Raw genomic sequence first — 13,032 nt, 5'->3', positions numbered from 1 at the left:
ACGTCATACCGCAGCCGCGCGCCGTTCGAGAGCTGCCAGATCCCGAGGATCATCGCGATCGGCGCGAGCGAGAAGACGGCCATCCGCTGCCCGGTCGTCCACGCGGCGAGGCCGCCGAGCGCGCCGGGCAGCCCGGAGCAGACCAGCGCCCCGTCGACGTAGCACTGCCGGGCGAGCAGGTCGATGCCGAGGTTCGCGACCGTCGCGACGAGCAGGAGCGTCAGCAGCACGCCGAACAGGCGGATGACCCCGGCCCGGACGCTGAGGCCGCGCGGCACCGCCTGGGTCGGGAGCCTCCAGCACCAGGCGGCAGCGTTGGCGATCGAGAACGGGAGCAGCAGGGCCCAGCCGATCCGGGCGAGTGCGGCGATGACCGCCCAGACCGGCCCGGCCCCACCGGGGGTGCTGCGCACCAGTCCGCCCCAGGAGTATGCCTCGCGGCGGATCCGGCGAGGGACGTAGCCGCGCTGCTCCGCGGCATCGGCTGCCCGGCGATGACGCCGGAGGGAATCTGGAGTCGGCGTCCAGAAGCTGCCGAGCACATCGCCGGCGGCGAGCTCGACCTCATCCGGCGGCAGGTCGAGCAGGGCGAACGGCGAGGTGTTGTTGATGCCGTGCACCCGCAGTTCGAGAACGTGCGGGGGAGCGGATGTCCTGAACGGTCCGGCCATGCGCGGTCCTTCCGGGCGGCGGGGGGTGTGGCTGGCATGGTACTGCCGTCCGGAAGGTTTGGCGAGGCAGGGGCATGTGGGACGCTAGAGTTTGAACTGGTCAGATTGTCTCGACGTCGAGCTACATTCGATGGCGGACGCTGTGCCGGCACACCCCTCGTACCCAGCAGGAACGCTAAGACGCGGATTGGACAAAGCAGCGTGGACCTTTACGAATATCAGGCAAGAGACCTGTTTGAGCAGTATGGAGTCCCGGTTCTGCCGGGCATCATCGCGGACACACCCGAGGAGGTGCGCGCCGCAGCGGAGAAGCTCGGCGGTGTCGTCGTCGTCAAGGCCCAGGTGAAGGTCGGCGGTCGCGGCAAGGCGGGTGGCGTCAAGGTCGCCAAGACCCCCGACGACGCCTTCGCGGCCGGCCAGGCGATCCTCGGACTCGACATCAAGGGCCACACCGTCAACCGGGTCATGGTCGCCGGCGGCGCGCGCATCAAGCAGGAGTTCTACTTCTCGGTGCTGCTCGACCGGTCCAACCGCTCGTACCTCTCGCTCGCGAGCTACGAGGGCGGCGTCGAAATCGAGGTTCTCGCCGTCGAGAAGCCCGAGGCGCTCGCCTATGTCGCGATCGACCCGAACCTCGGGATCGACCTCGAAACGGCCCGGCGCATCGCGGTCGAGGCGAAGTTCCCCGCCGAGCTCGTCGAGAAGGTCGCCCCGGTCTTCGTGCAGCTCTACAACGTTTTCAAGGGCGAGGACGCGACTCTCGTCGAGGTCAACCCGCTTGTCCTGACCGAAGAAGGCGACATCATCGCCCTCGACGGCAAGGTCACCCTCGATGAGAACGCCGGCTTCCGCCACCCGAAGCACGCCCTGCTCGAGGACGCGGCAGCCGCCGACCCGCTCGAGGCCAAGGCCAAGCTCAACGACCTCAACTACGTCAAGCTCGACGGTGTCGTCGGCGTGATCGGCAACGGCGCCGGTCTCGTGATGTCCACGCTCGACGTGGTCGCGTACGCGGGCGAGAACTTCGGCGGCGTCAAGCCGGCCAACTTCCTCGACATCGGCGGCGGAGCATCCGCTGAGGTCATGGCGGCCGGACTCGACGTCATCCTCGGCGACCCGCAGGTCAAGAGCGTCTTCGTCAACGTCTTCGGCGGCATCACCGCCTGCGACGCGGTCGCCCGCGGCATCGTCGGCGCGCTCGCCGAGCTCGGCAGCGCCGCGAACAAGCCCCTCGTCGTGCGCCTCGACGGCAACAACGTCGAGGAAGGCCGCCGCATCCTCACCGAGGCCAACCACCCGCTGGTCACATTGGCCGCCACCATGGACGAGGGCGCCGCCAAGGCCGCCGAGCTCGCCTACGCCGCGAAGTAAGGGATTTTCGAACATGTCTATCTTCCTCAACAAGGACTCCAAGGTCATCGTCCAGGGCATCACCGGCGGTGAGGGCACCAAGCACACCGCCCTCATGCTCAAGGCGGGCACCCAGGTCGTCGGCGGCGTCAACGCCCGCAAGGCCGGCACCACCGTCGTTCACGGCGACGTCGAACTGCCCGTCTTCGGCTCGGTCGCCGAGGCGATCGAGAAGACCGGGGCGGATGTCTCGATCGCCTTCGTCCCGCCGGCCTTCACCAAGGACGCCGTCATCGAAGCCATCGACGCCGAGATCCCGCTGCTCGTCATCATCACAGAGGGCGTCCCGGTGCAGGACTCCGCCGAGTTCTGGGCATACGCCAAGGCCAAGGGCAACAAGACCCGCATCATCGGGCCGAACTGCCCCGGCATCATCACGCCGGGCGAAGCGCTCGTCGGCATCACGCCGGCGAACATCACCGGCAAGGGCCCGGTCGGCCTCGTCTCCAAGTCGGGCACCCTGACCTACCAGATGATGTACGAACTGCGCGACCTCGGCTTCTCGACCGCGATCGGCATCGGCGGCGACCCGATCATCGGCACCACGCACATCGACGCCCTCGAGGCCTTCGAGAACGACCCGGAGACCCTCGCGATCGTGATGATCGGCGAGATCGGCGGCGACGCGGAGGAGAAGGCGGCGGACTACATCCGGGCGCACGTCACCAAGCCCGTCGTCGGCTACGTCGCGGGCTTCACGGCGCCGGAGGGCAAGACCATGGGCCACGCCGGGGCGATCGTCTCCGACGGCGCAGGCACCGCCCAGGGCAAGAAGGAGGCCCTCGAGGCCGCAGGGGTCAAGGTCGGCAAGACGCCGAGCGAGACCGCGACCCTGCTGCGCGAGGTTCTCGCCGCACTGTAGCCCGGCATCCGCTCGCAGAGCCAGAAGAGGGGGCCCGCCACCACGGCGGGCCCCTTTTTTTCGCGCGTCACGGCGGGGGCGCGCGGGCCGGTCAGGCGGGCGAGGTAGGCTCCCACCGGATGAACCGCTTAACGACAGCCCTGCTCGCCGCACTCGAGGCGCTCATTGTCGTAGCCATCGGAGTGGGCGTCTCCCTGGTGCCCCTGACCATCCTGTGGGCCACCCAGTACGGCCTCGCGGTCGACTGGCTCGTCTTCTGGCGCGCTTCGGTCACGGTCTGGCTGCTCGGCAACGGCGTCGACCTCGCCGTCCAGCTCGACCCCACCGTCGTCGCCGCGCTCGGCCTGCCCGGCGCGGAGGCCCCGTTCTCGCTCACGATCGCGCTCCTCGGCTTCGCCGTGCTCGCCCTGTTCCTCGGCAGGCACACCGGCCGCCGCGCGGCGGACTCGCCGCACCGCTGGACCGGCGTCCTGACCGCGATCCCCGTCTATGGGCTGCTCGCGACCATGCTCACCCTCACCGTCGGCACGGATGCCCTGCAGCCGTCGATCCCGCAGGGCGTGCTCCTGCCCACGGCCGTGTTCGCCGCCGGGGTGTTCATCGGCGCCCGCCACCGGACCGAGTCGCCAGAGCATCCGGTTGCCGGCCAGGCGCCTCACCTGCAGGGAGCTCCGGCTCACCCGGCTCCTGGTCGCCCGGCGACCGGCCGTCCGGCCTGGCTGCGTGCCCTTCCCGCGCTCCCGGCCCTTCCGCGACTGCCCCGGCTGCCCGAGGTGCCCGCCGAATGGCGCTCGGTTCTGGCCGGAGCCCTCCGTGCCGGCTTCGGCGCCGCGACCGGAACGGTCGGCGTCGCGGCCCTCGCCGTCTTCGTGCTGATCCTCGGCAACTTCGCGACGATCATCGGCCTCTACGAGACCGTGCAGGCCGGGGTGATGGGCGGCATCACCCTGACGATCGCCCAGCTCGCGCTCATCCCCAACCTCGTGATCTGGGCGGCGGCCTGGTTCGTCTGGCCCGGCATCGCCGTCGGCATCGGGTCGAGCGTGTCCCCGGTCGGCACCGTCCTCGGCCCGGTACCCGGCCTGCCGCTGCTCGGCGTGCTCCCGCACGGCAGCCTCGCCTTCGGGTTCCTCGGGCTGCTCGTGCCCGTTCTGATCGGCTATCTCACGGCTTTCGCAACCCGGCAGCGCCAGCACCGTGCGGGCGAGCCCGGCGCCGATCGCGGCCGGCTGGCTCTTACCGGAGCACTGGCTGGTGTCGTCGCCGGCATTGTCCTCGGATTGCTGGCCTGGTGGTCCGGAGGGGCCCTCGGTCCAGGCCGGCTCGTAGACGTCGGGCCGAACCCCTTGCTGGTCGGCGCTTTCGCCGCGCTCGAGGTCGGCGTCGCCGCTGTTCTCGGAATGCTGACGCCCCCGATCCGGCGGCGCGGGGCCACCTCCGGCGCCACGGCCCCCGCCGCGGCCCCACCGGCGAGGACCGGCAAACGATAGGCTCGTCCAGTGCTGTCATTGGTCGTATTGATTTCCGGCGGGGGATCCAACCTCCGTTCCCTCCTGGAAGCGTGCCAGGACGCCGAGTACCCGGCGCGGGTCGTCGCGATCGGGGCAGACAGGGACGCGGACGGCCTCGACCTCGGTGAAGAGTTCGGCGTGTCCACCTTCACGGTTCCGTACAGCTCGTTCGAGTCGCGCGAGGAGTGGGGCGACGAACTGCTCGCCGTGATCCGGCAATGGACGCCGGATCTCGTGGTGCTCAGCGGCTTCATGCGTCTCCTGCCCGCCAGGGTCGTCGCCGCACTGACCCCGAACCTGCTCAACACGCATCCGGCCTACCTGCCCGAATTTCCAGGAGCCCACGGGGTGCGCGACGCGCTCGCCGCCGGCGTCCCCGAGACCGGAGCCAGCCTCATCGTCGCGCAGGAGCGGGTGCCGGTGCTTCAGGACGACACCGAGGACTCCCTGCACGCCAGGATCAAGATCGTCGAACGGCGCCTGCTCGTGCAGGCCGTTCTCGACATCGCCAACGGAAACACGAACCTCAAGGAGCACTCCCAGATATGAGCGGGCACAGCAACGACCAGAGCCTTTACCGCGAACGCGATGTCGTCCCGGTGCGGCGGGCGCTCATCTCAGTGAGCGACAAGACCGGCCTGGTCGAGCTTGCGGCGGCCCTCGTGGCGACCGGCGTCGAAATCGTGTCGACGGGGTCGACCGCGGCGAGCATCCGTGCCGCGGGCTTCGCCGTGACCGATGTCGCCGCCGTCACGGGCTTCCCGGAGTCCCTCGACGGGCGGGTCAAGACCCTGCACCCCGGTGTGCACGCCGGCATCCTCGCCGACCTGCGGCTCGCCGCCCACGAGGCCCAGCTCACCGAGCTCGGCATCGCGCCCTTCGAACTCGTCGTGGTGAACCTCTACCCCTTCGTCGAGACCGTGAACTCCGGCGCACCCGCTGCCGAGGTCATCGAGCAGATCGACATCGGCGGCCCCGCACTCGTGCGCGCCGCGGCGAAGAACCACCCGAACGTCGCGATCGTGGTCGACCCGGAGAACTACGGCGAGATCGTCACCGCCGTCTCCGCAGGGGGAACGACGCTCGAGCTGCGCCGCAAGCTCGCCTCGCTCGCCTTCGAGCACACGGCCGGCTACGACCTGAGCGTCTCCGCGTGGTTCACCGAGAACGTCTACGACCAGTGGCAGGACGACACCGAGGCCCTCGATGAGGCCATCCTCGACGAGTTCGACGCCGTGATCGGCACCGCCTTCGACGACGAGGGCCCCTTCCCCGGCACCCTCGCGATCGAGGCCACCCGCGGCAGCGTGCTGCGCTACGGCGAGAACTCGCACCAGGCCGCCGCGCTCTACCTCGGCGAAGGCGGAGAGGGCATCGCCCAGGCGGTGCAGCGCCACGGCAAGGAGATGTCCTACAACAACTACGTCGACGCCGATGCCGCCGTGCGCGCGGCCTTCGACTTCGCCGAACCGGCCGTCGCCATCATCAAGCACGCCAACCCGTGCGGCATCGCCGTGGCCAACCCCAAGGCACCGGATGCGATCGCCTCGGCCCACAAGCGGGCTCACGACTGCGACCCGGTCTCCGCATTCGGCGGGGTCATCGCGGCCAACCGCATCGTGACCCTCGGCATGGCCGAGACCGTCAGCCAGATCTTCACCGAGGTGCTTGTCGCACCCGGCTTCGAACCGGCCGCGTTCGAACTGCTCAGCCAGAAGAAGAACATCCGCCTGCTCGAGCTTCCGGAGAACTACCACCGTTCCTCGCTCGAGCTTCGCCAGATCTCCGGCGGGTTGCTCGTGCAGGAGACCGACTCGTTCGAAGACTTCGACTCCTCGACATGGACCCTTGCCGCCGGCGAGGAGGTCGACGCGGCCACCCGCGCCGACCTCGAGTTCGCGTGGAAGGCGTGCCGGTCCGTGAAATCGAACGCGATCCTGCTCGCCCGCTCCGGGGCATCCGTCGGCGTGGGCATGGGCCAGGTCAACCGGGTCGACTCGTGCCACCTCGCGGTGCTGCGCGCCGGGGACAGGGCCGCGGGCTCCGTCGCGGCCTCCGACGCGTTCTTCCCGTTCGCCGACGGCCTGCAGGTCCTCCTCGAGGCCGGGGTCACCGCAGTCGTACAGCCAGGAGGTTCGGTGCGCGACCCCGAGGTCATCGCCGCTGCCGCAGAGGCCGGCGTCGCAATGTACTTCACCGGAGAGCGCCACTTCTTCCACTGATCCGCGGAGTCTCCTGCCAGCGGGGTCTGGCACGATGGAAGGGTCCGGTTCGCTAGTCGGCGGTCCGGTCGAAGGGACACCCGTGCCGCTGCTCGACGGTTTCATCGAACCCACCTTTCTGATCGCGTTCGTCGTCGCGGTGATCAGCGCCTTTGTGATCACCGCGATCGCCGCGCTCGTCTTCCGGATGGCCGCGCGCAAGCGGGCCTGGGCGCGCGCGTTCATCCGCCTGTGCCGGCGTCCCTTCCGGATTGTGATCCTGATCGGCGCCCTCTGGATCGTGACGTCCGTGTACCTGACGACGACGCCGGACCTGACCCTCGCGGTCGACTTCATCATGCGCGCCCTGTTCATCGCGGCGGCGACCTGGCTCGTCGCGGCCCTGATGTACTTCTTCGAGGAAGTCATCGCCGCGCGGTACCGCATCGACGTGCGGGACAACCGGGTGGCCAGGCGGGTGCGCACCCAGCTGCGGATGCTCCGCAGGATCAGCGTCGTCGTGGTCATCGTCTGCGCGATCGGCACGGTGCTGCTCAGCATCCCAGGGGCCGCTGCGGTCGGGGCGAGCCTCTTCGCCTCGGCGGGGCTCCTGAGCGTCGTCGCCGGCCTCGCCGCCCAGTCGAGCCTCGCCAACGTCTTCGCCGGCATGCAGCTCTCCTTCAGCAACGCCCTGCGCGTCGACGACGTCGTCATCGTCGAGAACGAGTGGGGCCGGATCGAGGAGATCACCCTCACCTACATCGTCGTGCACATCTGGGACGACCGCAGGATGGTGCTGCCCTCGACCTATTTCACGACGACGCCGTTCCAGAACTGGACGCGCCGCACGAGCGAACTGCTCGGCTCCGTCGAGTTCGACGTCGACTGGAGGGTCAGCACCGGGGCCATGCGCGAGGAACTGAACCGGATCGTCGCACAGACGGAGCTCTGGGACCGGCGCGTTGCCGTGCTGCAGGTGACGGATGCCGTCGGCGGCTTCGTCCGCATCCGCGTTCTCGTCTCGGCCGGGGACGCCGCGATGCTCTGGGACCTGCGCTGCATCGTGCGGGAGAACCTCGTCGAGTGGCTCGTCGCCGAGAACCCGGACGCACTCCCGCTCGGCCGCGTCGAGGTTCGGCAACCGGCCCGCCGCCCCACGACGTCGGCCACGGGCGCCGCGAGGGAACAACGCCCCGTCACCGAGGCACCCGGCCTGTTCTCCGGAGACTCCGAGGCCGTGCACCGCGGCGAGGAATTCACCCGCTCGATGCCGATCCAGGAGATCAGCGACCAGAAGCTCTGACCGGCGGGGCACCTGCGAACGGTCGGCGAAGCCACACCCGGCGAGCCCATACACTGTCGGGATGGACATCCCCGCATTCGACCCCGCCGCTCGCCGGATCGCCCTGGTCCGTCGCCCCGCCGACAACCTCGCCGAGGGCCAGCTCACGCACATCGAGCGCGTCCCCGTCGACCTCGGGCTCGCCCGCACCCAATGGGCCGGCTACGTCGCAGCGCTCGCCGCGGAGGGTTGGGACGTGATCGAGGTCGAACCGGCCCCGCTGCTCCCTGACTCGGTCTTCATCGAGGATGCCGTCATCTCCTTCGGCGACATCGCCGTGCTGACCAGCCCGGGGGCCCCGAGCCGCCGGGACGAGACCGCGGGGGCGGAGGCCGCCGTCCGCGGCCTCGGCATCCCGGTGCACCGTCTCGCGCTGCCCGGCACCCTCGACGGCGGCGACGTGCTCAAGATCGGCCGGACCGTGTACGTCGGCCGCAGCCTGCGCACGAACGACGCCGGCATCGACCAGCTCCGCGACATCCTGGTCCCGCGCGGTTACACCGTCGTCGCGGTCCCGATCAGCAAGGTGCTGCACCTCAAGTCCGCCGTCACCGCCCTGCCCGACGCGACCGTGATCGGCTATCCGCCCCTCGTCGACGACTCGACGGTGTTCGAACCCTTCCTGCCCGTCCCAGAGGAGTGCGGCACCGCCGTCGTTGTGCTGGCCCCGGACGCGGTGCTGATGTCGAGCGCGGCCCCGCGCTCGGCCGCCCTGTTCGCCGCCCGCGGCTACCGCGTCGTCACCGTCGACATCTCCGAATTCGAGAAGCTCGAGGGCTGTGTCACCTGCCTGAGCGTACGCATCCGCTGACCGGGAGCCCGCGGACCTGACTCTCAAAGAGGTGCTTGCGCCGACGCACGGTGTGGTCGTACTCTGGAAGGCTGCCTGACACGGGGAGCACAACGAGGATTCGACGCGCTCAGGAGGCCGACATGACACAGACAGCACAGCCACAGCTCGCTGGGAATGCGACCACCGGCGCTGGCTCTGCCGTGGGCGTCCACGACAACGCGGCCTAGCCACTCCATCCGCATCGCCCGTCGGCTCCCTCCTCCAGCACCCCGCCCGTAACCCGCAGCCCGCGACCGGCGTCCCGCCGTCGCGACCGTATGGAAGCGCCCAGCTTCCCGCCCGCCGTCGAACGTGACTTCTTCGACTCCTCGACGCCCAGCGCACCCCGCTGGCGTCCATCGGCACCATGTATCCGAACAGGCTCCACTCGTGACCCAGATCACACCAACCACTCCCACCGAAACCACACCACCCACTCCCATGGACACGACTCCGAACCCACCGACCGCCTCGACGACACCCACCACACCTGCTGCCACGCCGGCGGCGACCCCTGAGCAGCCCGGGAAGCGGGCGAGTACGCTGCGCACCCTGCTGCGCCTCTTTCCCTACGTGCGGCCCGCGTTGCCCCGGCTCGTGCTGGGCATGATCGCCGCGCTCCTGGCCGCGGTCGTCGCCCTCGCGATCCCGCAAGTGCTGCAGGGCCTCGTCGACGGCGCCCTGTCCCGTCAGGACCCCGCCGGGATCTGGCCCGCGGTGCTGGTCGTCCTCGGCCTCGGCGTGCTCGAGGCCATCCTGATCGCCCTCCGCCGCTGGTTCGTGCTGGTCCCGGGCACCCACGTGGAGGCGAGCATGCGGAACGCGCTCTACGCACGCCTGCAGGACCTGCCGGTTTCCTTCCACGATCGCTGGCCGAGCGGACAGCTCCTGTCCCGCGCGGTGAGCGACCTGAACCTGATCCGGCGCTGGATCTCCTTCGGCCTGGTCCTCCTGGTCGTCAATATCGTCACGATCGTGATCGGCGCCGCCGTGTTGGTCTCGATGAACTGGATCCTCGGCGTCGTTTTCATCGCCTGCTCGATTCCGCTCTGGATCGTCGGGTACCTGTTCGAGGAGAAGTACTCCGTCGTGGCCCGGCGCAGCCAGGACCAGGCCGGCGACCTCGCGACGGCCGTCGAGGAGTCCGTGCACGGCATCCGCGTGCTCAAGGCGTTCGGGCGCGGCGGTTTCGCGCTCAAGAACTTCTCGCAGCAGGCGGAAGACCTTCGTGGCACCGAGATCGAGAAGGCGCGCGCGATCGCCGGCATCTGGCTCTGGCTCCTGATGGTGCCCGATGTCGCGTTCGCGCTCTGCCTCGTGGTCGGAGTCTGGCTCGCCGCCCAGGGTGACCTCAGCGTCGGTGGCCTCGTCGCGTTCTTCGCGACGGCGACCGTGCTGCGCTGGCCGGTCGAATCGATCGGGTTCCTGCTGTCGATGACGTTCGACGCCCGCACGGCGACCGACCGGTACTTCGACGTGCTCGACGCCCCGAACAGCATCACGGACCCCGACAGGCCCGTCACGCTCGCCGAGCCGCGCGGCCGACTCGCCTTCGAGGACGTGCACTTCCGCTACCCCGACTCGCCGGCGCGCTTCCCCGACCTGCTCGACGGCGTCAACCTCGTGCTGCAGCCGGGGGAGACCATGGCCCTCGTCGGGCTGACCGGCTCGGGCAAGTCCACCCTCACCGCACTCACCACCCGCCTCTACGACGTCACCCAGGGCGCGGTCACGCTCGACGGTGTCGACGTGCGCTCGCTCGGCCGCGAAGACCTGCGCGGCCACCTCGCGATGGCGTTCGAGGACGCGACGCTGTTCTCGGCATCCGTGCGCGACAACGTGCTGCTCGGCAGGCCGGAGTTCGCCGAGCGGTCGGCGGCAGCGGATGCCGCGCTCGAGGAGGCCCTGCAGGTCGCGCAGGCCGGCTTCGTGCGTGACCTGCCCGACGGCGTCGACACCCTCGTCGGCGAGGAGGGCATGAGCCTCTCCGGCGGCCAGCGCCAACGGATCGCGCTCGCCCGCGCGGTCGCGGCGAAGCCGGCGGTGCTCGTGCTCGACGACCCGCTTTCCGCGCTCGACGTGGACACCGAGTCCCTCGTCGAGGCCGCCCTCCGCGAGGTGCTCGCCTCGACGACGGCGCTCATCGTCGCGCACCGGCCGTCGACGGTCACCCTCGCCGACCGGGTCGCCCTGCTCGAGGACGGCCGGATCACCGCGGTCGGCCGGCACTCCGATCTCCTGCGCACCAACGAGCACTACCGGTTCGTCATCTCGAGCCTCGAAGACGAAGAACGGCGCGACGCCACCAGGCAGGTCGCCAGGGACGAATCGGCCGCACGGACAGAACAGGCCACGCGAGAGGAGGCCGCACGATGAGCGTCACCGGAGTCGAAGGCGAAGAACGCAACAATTTCACCGCGTCCGAAAGCAAGCAGATCCGGGCGCGCTCGCTGCGCCTGCTCGGTTCCCTGCTCCGCCCGGTGCGCTGGCGGGTCACCGCGGCGATGCTCGTCGTGGTGCTCTCGACCGCGGCCCAGGTCGCCGGTCCCGCCCTCATTGCGTTCGGGATCGACAAGGGGCTGCCTGCCCTCCTCGCCCAGGACTGGCTTCCGCTCGCGGCGACCGGCGGGGTCTACCTCCTCACCGGCGTGATCGGGGCGATCCTGATCGCCTGGTACACGATGATGTCGGCCAGGATCAGCCAGGCAGTGCTGATCGACCTCCGCAAGCGGGTGTTCCTGCAGACCCAGCGGCTCAGCCTCGAGTTCCACGAGTCGTACACCTCCGGGCGGATCATCTCCCGGCAGACCAGCGACCTCGACGCGATCCGGGAACTGCTCGACTCGGGTATCAACCAGCTCGTGCAGGGCGTGTTGTACATGGCCTTCACGGCGATCGCGCTCGTGAGCCTCGACGGCGTCAGCGGGCTGGTGCTGCTCGGGTCCCTGGTGCCGCTGTTCGCGCTCACCCGCTGGTTCCAGGTGCGGTCGCAGACGTTGTTCCGGCGGTCGAGGACCGCATCGGCGAGCCTGATCGTGAAGTTCGTCGAAACCATGACGGGCATCCGCGCCGTCAAGGCGTTCCGGGCGGAGAGACGCAACGAGGAGGTCTTCGGCGAGCTCGTCGAGGACTACCGAAAGGTGAACGGCCGGGTGATCCAGCTGTTCGGCATCTTCGACCCCGGCCTCATCCTGATCGGCAACGTCGCGGTCGCCGTCGTGCTCCTGCTCGGCGGATTCCGCGTCGTCGACGGGCAGCTCGCGATCGGTGCGCTCCTCGCGGCGCTGCTCTACACCCGGCGGTTCTTCGATCCGATGGAGGAGATGGCGATGTTCTACAACTCGTACCAGTCCGCCGCGGCGGCGCTCGAGAAGATCTCCGGCGTGCTCGAGGAACTCCCCGGCGTGCCGGACCCGGTTGCCCCCGTCGACCTGTGGGAGGCGCGCGGCGCCGTCACCTTCACCGGGGTGCGCTTCGAGTACCAGTCCGACCGGGTGGTTCTGCCGACCTTCGATCTCGCGATTCCCGCCGGGCAGACGATCGCCCTCGTCGGCTCGACCGGGGCAGGCAAGTCGACGCTCGCGAAGCTGATGGCGCGGTTCTACGACCCCACCGACGGCCAGGTGCTGCTCGACGGGGTGGACCTGCGCCGGCTGCACCCCAAGGACCTCCGTCGCGCCATCGTGATGGTCACCCAGGAGGCGTACCTGTTCAGCGGTTCGGTCGCCGACAATATCGCGATCGGCAAACCCGACGCCTCTCCCGCAGAGATCGTGGCGGCGGCGCGTGCCGTCGGCGCGCACGAGTTCATCGAGAACCTTCCCGGCGGGTACGACACCGACGTGAACAAACGTGGTGGCCGGGTGTCCGCCGGGCAGCGCCAGCTGATCTCGTTCGCGAGGGCCTTCCTCGCCGACCCGGCGGTGCTGATCCTCGACGAGGCGACGTCCTCGCTCGATATCCCGAGCGAGCGGCTCGTGCAGCAGGCGCTGCAGACCCTGCTCGCCGACCGCACGGCCGTCATCATCGCGCACCGGCTGTCCACGGTCGCGATCGCAGACCGGGTGCTCGTGATGGAGCACGGGATCATCGTCGAGGACGGCGCGCCCGACGACCTGATCGACGGCACCGGACGGTTCGCCCAGCTGCACGCGGCCTGGCGGGAATCACTCGTGTAGCGGCATCCGCACGCGTTCACAGCGG

9 protein-coding genes and 1 pseudogene are annotated in these 13,032 nt (G+C 69.7%); 9 read left to right on the top strand and 1 reads right to left on the bottom strand.

Going from position 1 to position 13,032, the window contains the following annotated elements:
- Positions 1-671: pseudogene (locus QN357_RS05715) on the bottom strand (hypothetical protein); the annotation flags it as partial.
- 201 nt (positions 672-872) lie between these two features.
- Here QN357_RS05715 and sucC point away from each other — a divergent pair.
- The 9 genes from sucC (at position 873) to QN357_RS05670 (ending at position 13,007) form a co-directional block, all read left to right on the top strand.
- A complete protein-coding gene (sucC, locus tag QN357_RS05710; RefSeq protein WP_134449962.1) occupies positions 873-2,042 on the top strand; it encodes an ADP-forming succinate--CoA ligase subunit beta in 1,170 nt (389 codons plus the stop codon).
- A 13-nt stretch (positions 2,043-2,055) separates the two neighbouring features.
- Entirely contained in the window at positions 2,056-2,943 is an 888-nt protein-coding gene (gene sucD, locus QN357_RS05705; RefSeq protein WP_134449963.1) for a succinate--CoA ligase subunit alpha, read from the top strand.
- A gap of 119 nt (positions 2,944-3,062) precedes the next feature.
- Positions 3,063-4,433, top strand: a complete 1,371-nt coding sequence (locus QN357_RS05700) for a DUF6350 family protein (RefSeq protein WP_323504650.1) — start codon at positions 3,063-3,065, stop codon at positions 4,431-4,433.
- A 9-nt stretch (positions 4,434-4,442) separates the two neighbouring features.
- Positions 4,443-5,003 (top strand): phosphoribosylglycinamide formyltransferase, encoded by a 561-nt coding sequence (gene purN / locus QN357_RS05695; protein ID WP_323504649.1) that lies wholly within the window; start codon positions 4,443-4,445, stop codon positions 5,001-5,003.
- Positions 5,000-6,676, top strand: coding sequence for a bifunctional phosphoribosylaminoimidazolecarboxamide formyltransferase/IMP cyclohydrolase (gene purH, locus QN357_RS05690; RefSeq protein ID WP_134449965.1), 1,677 nt, complete (start codon positions 5,000-5,002; stop codon positions 6,674-6,676). The genes purN and purH overlap by 4 nt, the downstream gene beginning before the upstream one ends.
- Positions 6,677-6,758: 82 nt before the next feature.
- Positions 6,759-7,958 (top strand): mechanosensitive ion channel family protein, encoded by a 1,200-nt coding sequence (locus QN357_RS05685; RefSeq protein WP_241984993.1) that lies wholly within the window; start codon positions 6,759-6,761, stop codon positions 7,956-7,958.
- A gap of 61 nt (positions 7,959-8,019) precedes the next feature.
- Positions 8,020-8,808 carry a dimethylargininase gene (gene ddaH / locus QN357_RS05680; protein WP_134449966.1) on the top strand — a complete coding sequence of 263 codons (789 nt, stop codon included), beginning with the start codon at positions 8,020-8,022 and terminating at the stop codon, positions 8,806-8,808.
- A 462-nt stretch (positions 8,809-9,270) separates the two neighbouring features.
- Positions 9,271-11,205: an ABC transporter ATP-binding protein gene (locus QN357_RS05675; RefSeq protein WP_134450088.1), complete on the top strand. Its 1,935-nt coding sequence runs from the start codon at positions 9,271-9,273 to the stop codon at positions 11,203-11,205.
- Positions 11,202-13,007 (top strand): ABC transporter ATP-binding protein, encoded by a 1,806-nt coding sequence (locus QN357_RS05670; RefSeq protein WP_323504648.1) that lies wholly within the window; start codon positions 11,202-11,204, stop codon positions 13,005-13,007. The genes QN357_RS05675 and QN357_RS05670 overlap by 4 nt, the downstream gene beginning before the upstream one ends.
- Positions 13,008-13,032 lie beyond the last annotated feature (25 nt).

This window comes from Cryobacterium sp. RTC2.1, assembly GCF_035018685.1.
GTDB lineage: Bacteria > Actinomycetota > Actinomycetes > Actinomycetales > Microbacteriaceae > Cryobacterium > Cryobacterium glucosi.
Note: the sequence above shows the minus strand (reverse complement) of the source record. Positions and strands in the feature narration are given on the sequence as shown.